This is a genomic window from Enterobacter cloacae complex sp. CDL013, from assembly GCF_049238805.1.
GTDB classification, from domain to species: domain Bacteria; phylum Pseudomonadota; class Gammaproteobacteria; order Enterobacterales; family Enterobacteriaceae; genus Enterobacter; species Enterobacter hormaechei_C.
Genome location: NZ_JBMKGT010000004.1, coordinates 61,511 through 73,913, shown reverse-complemented (window position 1 = coordinate 73,913; position 12,403 = coordinate 61,511). Strand labels below are relative to the sequence as shown.

The window sequence follows — 12,403 nt, the reverse complement described above, 5'->3', positions numbered from 1 at the left end:
CGGTTAGTCGTATGAAAGGGTGAATACGCCGGTGGCTTTAAACGCCCCCGGTTTCACTGTGCTTCCGTTTGCTACCAGTTGAGCAACATAATTAATTTGCTTGGATTCCGGGGTTTGGTAATCCGTTATGACATAGGATGAGTCAGGATTATTCGGCAGGAGTTGAGAGGTTCCGTTATACATAATTTTCACGCCTGCGCCCTCAGCTCCGGACGAAAGCGTATTTCCAAGAAGATCATTATTTTTTCCGGTTAGCTTTGAGGTGGTGAGTTTGGTTGTGATATTTGCCACACTGGTACAATTGCTTAAGCTAATTGAAAAAGGGATATCCTTAACCCGATTGTTTTTAATGTCTGAAACATAATATTCTCCCAGGTTAACATCATTAGTGCCATCTGAAAGCATGGCCATGTCGCAGGTTGGAAGAACGATCGGGATCTGGAATGAGTCTTCGTTGACCACAAATGTTCATGGTTGGTTGTTAGAATCATTTGGATTACCAATAGCCATTTTACCCAGAGTGCCGGGTTTGGGTCTGATTGAGGTTTCTTTGTTCGGGTTGCCTCTATAACCTTCATCAATATAAATTTGAACTGAGGTGTTAATCCATTTATTATCCCAGGGATCAGAATTTCCGGAGGATGCAACGGTAGTCCAGTCAGTAGTATTCATAGCGAAATAGCCACCCATGCCTCCATCGCTTTCTGCGGTGTGGACCCTTACGGAATAATAAATCCCCGGAATATTTGTTTCAAACATAGCCCTGCCATAACTGCCCCCCTTTAGCAAGGTCGAGTTTGTTTGTGAGACGAAGTTAAAACCATCGTTCCCTGGACCACATTCGGCCTGAATGCCCGGTGTCAGGTTAACGTTAAAAAGAGTACTGGCATAATTACCCGGAGGGGGAAGACGTACGGTGCCACCTGAGTATTCGGAATTGATCAGCGTGGTTGTGCCGCCTTTTCCATTATTCATGCGACACTCAGCTGCCCAGCAGGAGTGGCTGAGGGTCAATAACACGCTCGCCATGGCAAACGCCATTGTGCCTTTCACGGTGAAACCCTGTCTTATAAAGTTGAACATTCTCATCCTTTTTCCTGTTCTGATTATTATTCGTAAGTGACGTCAACTAATACTTTACTGGTAACGACACCACCAGCCACTACGCCAATATTTTGATATCGGGCATAGAACTGATAATCCGTTAAAAATGCAGTATCCTGACCGCTTACGTCATAAGTGATTTTTGACGTGCCGTCGTTGTTTAAAACATTCTTTTTATATTTTTCAGAGAAAACGACGACGCCGACATTTTTTGCCGCGCCTGCGGCGGTATCATCACTTTTGAAAACCTGATTTTGTCCTGGCCAGAAACCCGACTGCGGCGAAAAGCTAAAACTCAGCTTTTTAGCCGTACTGCTGTCTCCATAGCAATCATCTACATGGATCTTAAAAGGCGTACCGCCTGCATCATCGGTTGCAGTAAAACGATCGCTACCATCCGGGTTATAAAACCAGCTGCGCATTACATTGGGGAGATAAATTTCGCCGTCATTTTCCACGGTCATCTTACAAGTGCTATTAACAATGTTAGCGGTAATATTTACGTCTAATCCTGAGCTTGCCTGGCCTACGCCAGGCAAGATGCCACCAGCCAAGCCCATAAGCAACACAAGACCGGGCTGGTATAAAGTAAACGGTGATTGTTGCATGCTGGTTCCTGGTATTATGGATAAGTGATAGTAAACGTGACTGGCGCATTAACCGCCCCCGCGCCTACTTCAGCAATGGTTTGGCCTTGTCCGATAACGATACGGGAATTCATCGGGAATTCACCGGTACCATCAGTAATGGTGACATCCTTAGCAGCCGGAGGCGTGTTGCAGCTCATAAGCTCGCCAGTATCGACAACACCCGACCAGATCTCAAAGCCCGTTGCTAAGCCGCCGGAGTAAGAATCACCCGTCTTGTTGACGCCACTGCATTCACCACCAGCGCCTTTCGCAGCGGACACCGTTGCCCTGGTTACTCCAGAACAGTTGGTGAAACTAATCTTGAGCGGCTCGACACGGGTTTTGTTCACCAGATCGGATTTGTATACGTCGCCGAACGCAATTTCAGTGGAAGCTGTGCCTGCATCGTTAAGTACTTTTGCGGTACATGTGCCTGATACAATTTTTGATTTAATCGTTAATTCGACACTAGGGGTGCCTGTAATAGCTGCGCTTGCCATTCCCGAGAACAGAAGGGCAGAAACGGACAGGGCGATAAAAGTAGAATTGAATTTCATAATGTTGCTCCGTTTTCCTGCACTAATCACTCGTAGATAAATTCAAAGGTCGCCACGGCCTGAAAATCACCTATGGTCATCCTGTTTTCCTGTGTTTCACGTAAGGTGGCCACCAGAGCAACTTCCTTATTCTGGATTTCTGTCGGACTCCAGACCAGGCGCTCGTTATCGTCCTCAGAGTTAATGATAAACGGGGCATCCGGTGCGCTGGCTCTGGCAATCTCAACAGCAGAGTAGTCTGCACCTCCGTCGATTTTTTGTATTTGGTTAATAAGGCCTGAGTACAAATATCCAGATCTTGTTCCCGATACTTTGGTTTTCAATGAGGTCAGTGATGCCGGGCATTCAACGAGCACAATTTTGAAATTGGCATTTGCCGTTCCGGCTTTGACATCATCTAAACGTACCTGTCCGTTATTACCGATAGTCAGCGTTTGCTGCGTATCTGAACCCGTATCGCCGACCAGTTTCATATCGCAGGTGGTTTCGCGGATATTGGCAGTAAAGTTAACATTGAGATCGGCTGCCGCAGCAGAACCTGACATCGCTAACATTGCTAATGCGATTAATGAATAACCGCAATGATTTTTCTTCATATTATTTCCCATGGGTGTGATTCCCTGTTTTAACATCATTACATTTGGCACTGTTGATTACTCAGAATCGTGGTTAAGCCTGCTTTCTTCGCATTTTCAGGAATCTGATAATGCACCGTGCAGGAGCTGGAACCATCGCTTCCCCATAACACCCGGAGAGCGCCTTTGTTTTCCACACCGCGTACATAAGCTTGTCCTGCCTGGCCTACCGTTCCGATAGATTCGTTTTTCTCATTCAGAACGTCAGCACCTAGCGGAATAAAGCCGTTATCAGAACGTTGTAATTCCAGAACAAGCGAACGGCCTTCATCCGTTTCAAAATTCACAAATACAACGGAGCCATTGCGAGGTACGGCAACTGCGCTTGTATTTTTGATTTCAACGTCTGCTTCGAGAGTGCTGATATCGAGCGATACTCGGTTTTCTCTGTAGGCTGACATATACGGCATAATCCCGTACCCGGAACTGTTAATGCGGCTTTGGCCGTAACCCAGCCGAGCACCCGTTGCGCCACTTGCTTTTACCAGCGCAAGTGAATCCGTTTCGCCGATACTGCCTGATGTAAATACAACGCCACCCGAGTGAACAACCATTCCGCCGTTATAACTCGCGGAATACTGTTTACTATTGTCATCGCCAAAGGACGCCGAGACACCGAGCGGCCCGTAAGGACTGTTCCATGAGCTATAGCCACTGACCTGGTTCAGGTTGCCGTAGTTTCCCCCGCTTGATGAGGCGCTAACGGAATAGCTCACTTCGCTGTTTTTGGAGTTGCCGCTTGCCGTAGAGTTAAAACTGGTACCGCCTTTTAAATCAGTGCGCAGGCTCATGTTGACGTTATTAAATCCGCCTGACTGCGCGTTATCCTTATTGAATATGCTGAATGGAATACTGACGTTTAAATAAACGCTGTCATCCTTTTCCCCTGTTTCGTTGTACGTGCGTTGCACAGAAACGCTATAGCTACCGTAAGCAAAACTATTGTTGTAACCCACGCTGTAGTCGGAAGTGGAGCTGGAATCATTCCAGTAATCCTGCCAGGTACCGCTAATATAGAGTGAGCCGTATTCATCACCGTTAACATTCAATGGCTGGTTCAGGCTGACCTGTATCTGGTTTTTGGTACGCTGATAATCAGCATAAAGCTCGGCATTGCTGTCATAAGATCGATTGCCATATTCCTCGTGGTGAATACTGTCCTGCAATGAGGCGGCATCGTTAAGGCTGAGATAATCTTCTGTTGAGAAGCGATAAGCTGCCACGTTAAGAGATGTGTTAGTGGCTTCAAGCATTTTGCTGTAGGTCAGCCGATAACTCTGCCCTTTAAGCGTGTCCAGCCCGTCGATATCGGCATAGGACCCGGTAACATCTAAAGCGAATGCACCAATACGGGTATTCATAGCCAGACCAAGCAGGCCGGCGTAGAAATCCATATCCGTATATTGCGCACCCACGTAACCGGTAAAGGTATTATTCAGACCATACGCGTAAGTTGCGTAGCCAACGTTTGGCTTATCATGCAATGAATCATCATTCAGCTCACCTATACCCACATCCCAGCGGCTGGAGCCAGGGCGGAGCATTTGTGTAACTGAGGAGAACGGAACGGTAAACGTCCGTTTACTTCCATCGGCTTCCTCTACAGTGACAATCAAATCATTACCATAGCCTGTTGTACTGAGGTCATTGATCTCGAAAGCACCGGGTGGAACGGTGGTTTCATAGATTTTATTGCCGCTTTGCATAACGCTAACTTTGGCGTTACTGTTTGCCACACCACGAATTACTGGCGCGTAGCCAGAGGTGCCTTGCGGGAGCATGCGGTCATCGTTATACATACGCGCACCACGCAGGCTCACCGAGTCAAAGACATCACCGCGTGTGTAGGAATCACCCATTACCATCTGTGCGTTAAGTGGTGTGATGTCTCGCTGGAGGTATATATCCTGGCTGGAATAATGTGTGCCATTATCACTGTCCCAGTTCAGACTGCCGCGAGAACGTAAACGCCACGGCCCCACGTTCAGGCCATAATGCAAGCCCGCATAAGCGGTATCTGAATTGGTGCCGTTTGACTCGCTGTGCCAGGTATTAAGATCGTATGAAAGTAATCCGGCCGGAACACCATTATCCCATAATGAAGGATCGACATACCCTGCTGGAAGCTTAAGCACGTAGATTTGCGGGAAATTAAGATCCATTTCCTGCTTGCTACTATCAAAATTTTCAGAAGCACCGGGATAATATTTTTTGATATCTACGCAAGACGTTTCGTCGTCTTTGACATCATCGCCTAATATGCTGGTATCAACGCCTGCCTGTGTCAGCGTGAGTTTAGTCAGACATGCTGAGGCACGTGGCGTTTTGTTATCAATGAATGCCATCTCGACCGTGGATTTTGAATTGCCATTCAAATTCACTTTTACACGGTAAGTACCTGGCAGAACTGGGTTGCCATAAGCATAACGATCGACATTGATACCTCCACCATTATCGATAAGGAACTGGTCATTAAATTCAATGGCCGATTCTGTTTCGGATGAGGTGTCTACAGCTTTTTTTTCAGTCTCGCTGGCATGCAGAGGAAATGCTGCACAGATTGCGAGACATAAAATTGATCGTTGAAATAGCATGCTTCATCCAGACAAGTCGTCGTATGAATGCTATGAATCATTCATACGTATTATATTTATAATGTGGCAGTGATGCGGTTATTAGTTTACTTTGCTTTCAAAAGTATCAGAGCCGCCATTGTCATTAATGGTTTCGTAAGCAACAGTGCCGGTGGCAGTACTACCTAAACCTTTTACCTGCATTATTTGAGTACTAAACGGTAAAATAGATTTATGCTCAACCTGGTACTCTTTATTTGCTGATTTCAGCTTTACATTTGAAATAGAAACGTTGTAAGGGGAATCATTGTGTGCAATCAGGTTTAGCGTATTACCTTGTTTTTGTTGCGACCACGTTACCCTGGCTGCTGCATTTCCTGGCGTACCTTTCAGGCCGTCAGGTCGGAAAAAGAGTTTAATACGTGTGCGGAATGCCAGCTGGAGCTGGTTAGGATTTTCACCGTCTTTCACTTTTGACTTCGGTGGAATCTCGAGCACATTGAACCAGAATAGGGATTCGCGATCTTGCGGCAATGAACCACCCAGGTACGAGATCCGAACGGATTGACCTTTTTGGGGATCAATTCGGGATACTGGTGGAGTAATAATAAAAGGAAGTTTTAATTCCTGTGGATTGGTGTCATCGCGACCGTCATCGATCCATGATTGAACTAATAGTGGCTTTTTGCCACGGTTGTCTAAAGAAACGATGACATCTTTTTGCGACTGCTGATAAACAATACGTGTTCCCGAAATAACGATATCTGCGCTTGCCTGGAATGACGCGACAGCAGCAACTGTAAAGCAGGCAGCTTTAAATCCTTTATAAAATGATGTGCTTAACATTTTTCCACTTCCTGTTGGAATGATATCAATAGTCCCCTGACGTACGTCAGGGGATAATATGAGCATTTTATCTATGCTTTTAAAATTACTCGTAGATCATGGTGAATGCAGCTTGTGCCTGAACCACACCAGCTGACACTGGGTTGTTGGCCGCATCCCAGTTCTGACCTTGGGTATACGCTACACGGTAGTAAAGTGCGCCTGCGCCTGTGGTATCAATCGTTGCTTTCTGGGTATTGTTGGTCTGATCCAGTTTGATCTGATCGGTAGCGGAGTTGCCATCGTTTGACAGTACCAGATTGACGTTTTTAGCGGCGCCTTGAGTGTTTGATGGTGGAACCAGCAGACCGCCGGAAGTTGAAGAAGAACCCGCCCAGGAATCAAACTGAGCGGATGCCTGTTTGACGGTAGCAGAATCACAACCTGCCAGGGTGAGGGAGAATTTCTTTTCTCCCAGGGTGCTGGTGGTACCCAGCGCATTAGCGAAGTCTTTTACAAACACGGTATCCAGGTTAACGTCAAAATCATTACCATCCTGGTCAATCTTCTGATCCAGGGATACTTTACAGGTGTTATTAGAAACCATACCGTGGAAAGTAATAGTGCCTGTATCTGAAGGAATATCAGCTGCCATTGCAGAACCCGCACTCAGAACCATTGCTACTACAGTTGCCAGACCTAATTTATTAAAAGACATTTTTTATATCCATATTTAAATGCTAGAAAAGTGCACATAAGCAAGGCTTATGTTCGTTCCGAACAGATGCTTCGGGAAAAGGATTCTAAGTGATGAGTAATGGTTGTGAGAAGCCGTTAGATGTTAGAAATACTTAAACGATCTTTAAGCCAATGAGATTATTTAATAGTGAGTGATAATAATTGTTCATCATTTTGATGATCAGGTGTTCGGCAGGGTGACTTTAATATATTAATAAAAATATATTAAAAGAACGCTATTCATTTTAATTATGTATAAATTACCCAACCTATTTTGCCGGGTAATTTATAACAGTACTATTGGCTTAGGCAACCTGCACCGGAATCGCCTTCGCGGTACGTTTCATCTCATTATCGCCTTCAAAGTAGGCCACTTTAGGCTGCCAGCGACGTGCTTCTTCGTCAGACATCATCACAAAGCTGGCAATAATGACGATATCGCCTACGTCCGCGCAGTGCGCTGCTGCCCCATTAACGGAGATGATTTTAGATCCGCGTTCAGCGGCAATCGCGTACGTTGAAAAGCGTTTGCCGTTATTAACGTTCCAGATATCAATAGCTTCGTTTTCGAGAATACCCGCCGCGTCGAGAAAATCCTGGTCAATCGCGCAGGAGCCTTCATAGTGCAGGTCGGCCTGGGTGACTTTCACACGGTGAAGCTTACCTTGTAGCATTTTGCGAATCATTACGTTTACCTTTCACTTCCGGGTAGTAAAACTACGCCAGTTCAACCACTTTGTTATCGATAAGGCGGGCCTGGCCGAGCCATGCCGCCACCAGAATTACCGCACGTTTGCTGGTCTCTGTAAGCGCCAGAAGCGTATCGGCATCCCGAATTTGAACGTCGTCAGCACGAAGACCTTTCTCGTTCAGCGCCTGTTCAGCCAGAGCGATAATTTCTTCTGCGGTTAACTCTTTTGCCAGCAGTTGCTCTGCCATGGTATTCATGACTTTGCTTAAACCCGGCGCAATTTTACGCTGTTCGGCGGTCAGATAGCCGTTACGGGAGCTGAGCGCCAGGCCATCTTTCGCACGCACAATCGGTACGCCGACTATCTCAATGTCGTAGCCCATATCGGCAACCATTTTGCGGATCAGCGCCAGCTGCTGGAAATCTTTCTCGCCAAAACAGGCGATGTCCGGCTGCACCAGGTTAAACAGCTTGCTGACGATGGTAGAAACGCCACGGAAATGGCCCGGGCGGCTGGCGCCCTCCAGCATGGTCGAAATACCCGGCACATCGACGTAGGTCGATTCAGTGGTGCCCTGGGGATATACATCTGCGGGGGCCGGAGCGAAGACGATATCCGCATGACGTTTTTTGAGCTTCTCGCAATCTTCCTGCAAGGTACGTGGGTAGCGCGCCAGATCGTCTTCGCGATCGAACTGCATCGGGTTAACGAAGATACTGACTACCACAATATCTGCACGGGCTCTCGCTTCATCGACCAGCTTCATATGGCCGTCGTGCAGGTTGCCCATGGTTGGAACAAGGGCGATACGTTTACCTTCCTGACGTGCACGGCGGATATGCTGGCGCAGCAGCGGCAGAGTTTCTATGATTAGCACACCTGGACTCCTTAATGGAAACTGTGTTCTTCGCCCGGATAAACGCCGGACTCAACCTCGGCAATATACTGCCGCACAGCAGCACGCATGTCGCCTGCTTCTGTCAGGAAATTTTTAGCAAATTTTGGAATGTGGCCGCCGGTGATCCCGAAGGCGTCGTGCATGACCAGAATCTGGCCATCGGTGACGTTGCCCGCGCCGATGCCGATCACCGGAATCGACAGCGCCTCAGTGATACGCTTAGCCAGCTCAACCGGCACACACTCCAGCACCAGCAGCTGTGCGCCCGCGGCTTCCAGCGCCACGGCATCATCAAACAGCGTCTGCGCCGCATCGCCTCGGCCCTGCACCTTATATCCGCCAAAGATGTTGACAGACTGCGGCGTTAGCCCCAAATGACCACAAACCGGCACGGCGCGTTCGGTAAGCATTTTTACCGTATCGACCAGCCAGGCGCCGCCTTCGATTTTGACCATATTGGCGCCAGCACGCATCACTGTCGCCGCATTTTCAAAGGCCTGTTCCGGGGTGGCATACGCCATAAACGGCAGATCGGAAAGCAGCAGGCAGGCGGGCGCACCCCGGCGCACGGCGCGGGTATGGTAAGCAATATCCTCGACCGTGACCGGCAGCGTGGAATCATGTCCTTGTACCGTCATCCCTAACGAGTCCCCGACCAGCATGACGTTGATCCCTTCTTCGGCAAACAGTTTTGCGAAGCTGTAATCATACGCGGTGATAGTGGCGAAGCGTTTTTTTTCCTGTTTGCATTTCTGCAATAAGGAGATGGTGGTTGGTTTCATACTGTTTCCTGATGGCCCAATAGCGAATCTTTGCGCATTCTAACAGTAACATTCGAGGGAACAATGATTTTAGGCAATCGATTAACCGCAAATAAGGAATGGTTAATCGATTCAGAGGCGGGATTACCAGCGGGCCGGTTTATCCGCGTTGAGATTTTGCAGAACGGCTTGCAGCGAGGCGCCGTCAGGGAAGGTGAGATCGGGCGCGACTTCAAACAGCGGCCAGAGCATAAACCCGCGGTTTTTCATGTCGTAATGCGGAACGGTGAGGCGTTCGGTGTTAATCACCTCGTGGCCGAAAAGCATAATATCGAGATCGAGGGTGCGCGGTCCCCAGCGTTCGGCTTTGCGGACGCGACCCTGCTGTAGCTCAATACGCTGGGTATTATCCAGCAGCGTTTCTGCGTCAAGGGTCGTTTCCAGCACCACGGCGGCGTTCAGATAATCAGGCTGATCCTGCGGGCCGAGCGGCGGCGTACGGTAAAATGAGGACAGCGCGACGATGCGGCTTTGCGGGATCTCCCCCAGCGCCTGCACGGCAGCGTTAACCTGCTCCAGCGGAGAGGCCAGATTGCTGCCGATGGCGATATACGCAAGGGTCATGCCGTGCCTTCACGACGCGGTGCGCGTTTGCGCGGGCGACGGTGACGACGGCGCGGTGCCGGCTCGTCATCCAGATCCGTAAGCATATCTTTCTGCTCTGGTGGTGCAGAGACCTGAAATTCTCCCCACCACTGCGCCAGACGCTGTAGCTCCTGGTTTCTTTCGACTTCAGCACGCAGAGAGAGCAAATCGAACGCGGCGCGGAACTTAGGATGCTCCATCAGCTTCCAGGCGCGTTTACCCTGACGGCGGGACATACGCAGCTGAAGCTGCCAGATATCACGCACCAGCGTGGTAATACGTTTCGGGATCGCCAGCGTGCGACAGCCTTCGTCCAGCACGTCGTTTGCCGCCAGCGCGAACGCATCATAATAGGCGAGACCACTCTCCTGAGTGATGCGCTGCGCCGTTTCCAGCAGCGGATACCAGAACATGGCCGCGAACAGGAACGCCGGATTCACGCGCATATCGTTATGAATACGGGTATCCGTGTTCTTCAGCACCTGTGCAATCATCCGCTCCATTGCGCTGTCACCGTTTTCGGTGAAGTAGCGGGTAATGGTCGGGAACAGCGGCTGGAACAGGTTGTATTCACGCAGCAAATTGTAGGTTTCAAACCCGTAGCCTGCCTGGAGCAGCTTTAACGACTCCTCAAACAGACGGGCAGGGGGGACGTCGTTAATCAGCGTCGCCAGGCGCGGGATCGGCTCTGCGGTTTCCGGACTGATACGCATGTTCAGCTTGGCGGCGAAACGCACGGCGCGCAGCATTCGGACCGGATCTTCGCGATAGCGCGTTTCCGGCGTGCCGATCAGGCGAATCAGGCCGTCTTTCAGATCCTGCATACCGCCGACGTAATCGCGCACGGTAAAATCCGCCACGCTGTAGTAAAGGCTGTTGATGGTGAAATCGCGACGCTGAGCATCTTCTTCAATAGAGCCGAAGATGTTGTCGCGCAGCAGCATGCCATTTTGGCCGCGCTGGGAAGTCGTGCGATCGTTGACGCCCGCTTCGTGGTGACCGCGGAAGGTCGCCACTTCAATGATTTCTGGTCCAAACATCACGTGCGCCAGACGGAAACGGCGGCCAACCAGACGGCAGTTGCGGAATAATTTACGCACCTGCTCAGGCGTGGCGCTGGTCGTCACGTCGAAATCTTTTGGTTTTTTGCCCAGCAGTAAATCGCGCACCCCGCCGCCGACGAGATAGGCCTCGTAGCCTGCTTTATTCAGACGATAGAGCACCTTGAGGGCATTTTCACTGATATCTTTGCGGGAAATATTGTGCTGCTCACGCGGAATGACCGACATGTGTGGCTGTGCAATAGCGTCGTTCGCCATGCTCTCTTCGCGGCTCAGCACTTTACGGCAAAAATTAGCGACTCGGGTAAAAATAGTACACCTCGTAGTGTGTTTTGTTATCAAAAAAGCGGCTAATCATAGCTCAGCGCAACGCATTTGAGAATGCTGGATTTTTGGCACGGCGATAAGCGCCCAGTCAGCAATGGCCGTTTTCAGCAATTCATCCAGACTCAGATCCTGCCATTCCTGCGTTACATTCTGGTTGAGAAATCGCAGCGCGTCGATCAAAACCGGGCGCGGATCGCAGTCAGGCAGCGCCGGGGCATGATTCTGTTTCGACAGCTTATTTCCCTGTTCATTGACCGCCAGCGGCAGATGGATGTAATCCGGCACCGTCCAGCCAAACTGCTGGTAAAGCGATATTTGCCGCACGGTAGGCTCAACCAGATCCGCCCCGCGCACGATTTCCGTGACGCCCTGGAAATGGTCATCGACAACCACCGCCAGGTTATAGGCAAACAAACCATCACGACGGTGAATAATAAAATCTTCACGCGCCAGGCGTTCATCCGCCTGAATGGTTCCTGAGAGAACGTCGGTAAACTGCGTCACCGGAGAACGCTGTATCAGCCGTACGGCAGCATTCTCAGGACCGTTGTGCCGCGTACGACAGTGGCCATCGTAAACGCCACCCACGCTTTGAATTCGCGCCCGCGTGCAGGTGCAGTTATAGGAAAGGCCCTGTTCAGCAAGCCACGCCAGACGTTCACGGTAGGCATCATGGCGTTGAGACTGCCAGAGTACGTCGCCGTCCCAGTGAAGACCGTAATGTTCCAGCTGACGCAGAATAGTTTCTGCTGCACCGGGAACTTCACGCGGAGGATCGATATCTTCAATGCGGACCAGCCATTGACCCTGACGGGCGCGAGCCTGTAGGTAGCTGCCAAGCGCGGCAATTAATGAGCCGAAGTGTAATTCACCGGAGGGAGATGGCGCAAAGCGCCCGATATAGTGAGATTCAGACATATCAACGGTAACAAGGCGGGAGAGACTCCCGCCTTAGCAG

Annotated in this window: 14 protein-coding genes; all 14 read right to left on the bottom strand. The window is 49.7% G+C overall.

Going from position 1 to position 12,403, the window contains the following annotated elements:
• Positions 1 to 3 precede the first annotated feature (3 nt).
• The 14 genes from ACOTXD_RS08715 to gluQRS all read right to left on the bottom strand — a co-directional run bounded on the left by ACOTXD_RS08715 (position 4) and on the right by gluQRS (position 12,363).
• A complete protein-coding gene (locus ACOTXD_RS08715) occupies positions 4 to 462 on the bottom strand; it encodes a fimbrial protein (protein WP_421766402.1) in 459 nt (152 codons plus the stop codon).
• 6 nt (positions 463 to 468) lie between these two features.
• The gene (locus tag ACOTXD_RS08710; RefSeq protein ID WP_421766401.1) at positions 469 to 1,089 is read right to left on the bottom strand and encodes a hypothetical protein; all 621 of its coding nucleotides are present in this window, start codon (positions 1,087 to 1,089) and stop codon (positions 469 to 471) included.
• Between the two features lie 20 nt (positions 1,090 to 1,109).
• Positions 1,110 to 1,712: a fimbrial-like protein gene (locus tag ACOTXD_RS08705; RefSeq protein WP_023324164.1), complete on the bottom strand. Its 603-nt coding sequence runs from the start codon at positions 1,710 to 1,712 to the stop codon at positions 1,110 to 1,112.
• A gap of 14 nt (positions 1,713 to 1,726) precedes the next feature.
• Positions 1,727 to 2,290 carry a fimbrial protein gene (locus ACOTXD_RS08700; protein ID WP_058659264.1) on the bottom strand — a complete coding sequence of 188 codons (564 nt, stop codon included), beginning with the start codon at positions 2,288 to 2,290 and terminating at the stop codon, positions 1,727 to 1,729.
• Between the two features lie 26 nt (positions 2,291 to 2,316).
• Positions 2,317 to 2,886: a fimbrial protein gene (locus tag ACOTXD_RS08695; RefSeq protein ID WP_032610176.1), complete on the bottom strand. Its 570-nt coding sequence runs from the start codon at positions 2,884 to 2,886 to the stop codon at positions 2,317 to 2,319.
• A 38-nt stretch (positions 2,887 to 2,924) separates the two neighbouring features.
• The gene (locus tag ACOTXD_RS08690) at positions 2,925 to 5,519 is read right to left on the bottom strand and encodes an outer membrane usher protein (protein WP_061856033.1); all 2,595 of its coding nucleotides are present in this window, start codon (positions 5,517 to 5,519) and stop codon (positions 2,925 to 2,927) included.
• A gap of 81 nt (positions 5,520 to 5,600) precedes the next feature.
• Positions 5,601 to 6,344: a fimbrial chaperone gene (locus tag ACOTXD_RS08685; protein ID WP_032608525.1), complete on the bottom strand. Its 744-nt coding sequence runs from the start codon at positions 6,342 to 6,344 to the stop codon at positions 5,601 to 5,603.
• A gap of 85 nt (positions 6,345 to 6,429) precedes the next feature.
• Complete coding sequence (locus tag ACOTXD_RS08680; RefSeq protein ID WP_061856034.1) at positions 6,430 to 7,041, bottom strand: fimbrial protein; 612 nt, start codon at positions 7,039 to 7,041, stop codon at positions 6,430 to 6,432.
• A gap of 325 nt (positions 7,042 to 7,366) precedes the next feature.
• A complete protein-coding gene (gene panD / locus ACOTXD_RS08675; RefSeq protein ID WP_003856284.1) occupies positions 7,367 to 7,747 on the bottom strand; it encodes an aspartate 1-decarboxylase in 381 nt (126 codons plus the stop codon).
• 31 nt (positions 7,748 to 7,778) lie between these two features.
• A complete protein-coding gene (panC, locus tag ACOTXD_RS08670; protein ID WP_003856282.1) occupies positions 7,779 to 8,630 on the bottom strand; it encodes a pantoate--beta-alanine ligase in 852 nt (283 codons plus the stop codon).
• A gap of 11 nt (positions 8,631 to 8,641) precedes the next feature.
• Entirely contained in the window at positions 8,642 to 9,433 is a 792-nt protein-coding gene (gene panB / locus ACOTXD_RS08665; RefSeq protein ID WP_003856280.1) for a 3-methyl-2-oxobutanoate hydroxymethyltransferase, read from the bottom strand.
• Between the two features lie 123 nt (positions 9,434 to 9,556).
• Positions 9,557 to 10,036: a 2-amino-4-hydroxy-6-hydroxymethyldihydropteridine diphosphokinase gene (folK, locus tag ACOTXD_RS08660; RefSeq protein ID WP_023315424.1), complete on the bottom strand. Its 480-nt coding sequence runs from the start codon at positions 10,034 to 10,036 to the stop codon at positions 9,557 to 9,559.
• Positions 10,033 to 11,430, bottom strand: a complete 1,398-nt coding sequence (gene pcnB, locus ACOTXD_RS08655; RefSeq protein ID WP_071785222.1) for a polynucleotide adenylyltransferase PcnB — start codon at positions 11,428 to 11,430, stop codon at positions 10,033 to 10,035. Before pcnB ends, folK begins: the two co-directional genes overlap by 4 nt.
• 42 nt (positions 11,431 to 11,472) lie before the next feature.
• Positions 11,473 to 12,363 (bottom strand): tRNA glutamyl-Q(34) synthetase GluQRS, encoded by an 891-nt coding sequence (gluQRS, locus tag ACOTXD_RS08650; protein WP_023315425.1) that lies wholly within the window; start codon positions 12,361 to 12,363, stop codon positions 11,473 to 11,475.
• Positions 12,364 to 12,403: the final 40 nt, after the last annotated feature.

What these genes read in the sequence shown, in the direction of transcription:
- ACOTXD_RS08700 (WP_058659264.1), bottom strand. Translation starts at nt 2,290, where the DNA reads ATGAAATTCAATTCTACTTTTATCGCCCTGTCCGTTTCTGCCCTTCTG.
- ACOTXD_RS08695 (WP_032610176.1), bottom strand. Translation starts at nt 2,886, where the DNA reads ATGAAGAAAAATCATTGCGGTTATTCATTAATCGCATTAGCAATGTTA.
- ACOTXD_RS08690 (WP_061856033.1), bottom strand. Translation starts at nt 5,519, where the DNA reads ATGCTATTTCAACGATCAATTTTATGTCTCGCAATCTGTGCAGCATTT.
- panD (WP_003856284.1), bottom strand. Translation starts at nt 7,747, where the DNA reads ATGATTCGCAAAATGCTACAAGGTAAGCTTCACCGTGTGAAAGTCACC.
- ACOTXD_RS08685 (WP_032608525.1), bottom strand. Translation starts at nt 6,344, where the DNA reads ATGTTAAGCACATCATTTTATAAAGGATTTAAAGCTGCCTGCTTTACA.
- panB (WP_003856280.1), bottom strand. Translation starts at nt 9,433, where the DNA reads ATGAAACCAACCACCATCTCCTTATTGCAGAAATGCAAACAGGAAAAA.
- ACOTXD_RS08680 (WP_061856034.1), bottom strand. Translation starts at nt 7,041, where the DNA reads ATGTCTTTTAATAAATTAGGTCTGGCAACTGTAGTAGCAATGGTTCTG.
- ACOTXD_RS08705 (WP_023324164.1), bottom strand. Translation starts at nt 1,712, where the DNA reads ATGCAACAATCACCGTTTACTTTATACCAGCCCGGTCTTGTGTTGCTT.
- gluQRS (WP_023315425.1), bottom strand. Translation starts at nt 12,363, where the DNA reads ATGTCTGAATCTCACTATATCGGGCGCTTTGCGCCATCTCCCTCCGGT.
- ACOTXD_RS08710 (WP_421766401.1), bottom strand. Translation starts at nt 1,089, where the DNA reads ATGAGAATGTTCAACTTTATAAGACAGGGTTTCACCGTGAAAGGCACA.
- folK (WP_023315424.1), bottom strand. Translation starts at nt 10,036, where the DNA reads ATGACCCTTGCGTATATCGCCATCGGCAGCAATCTGGCCTCTCCGCTG.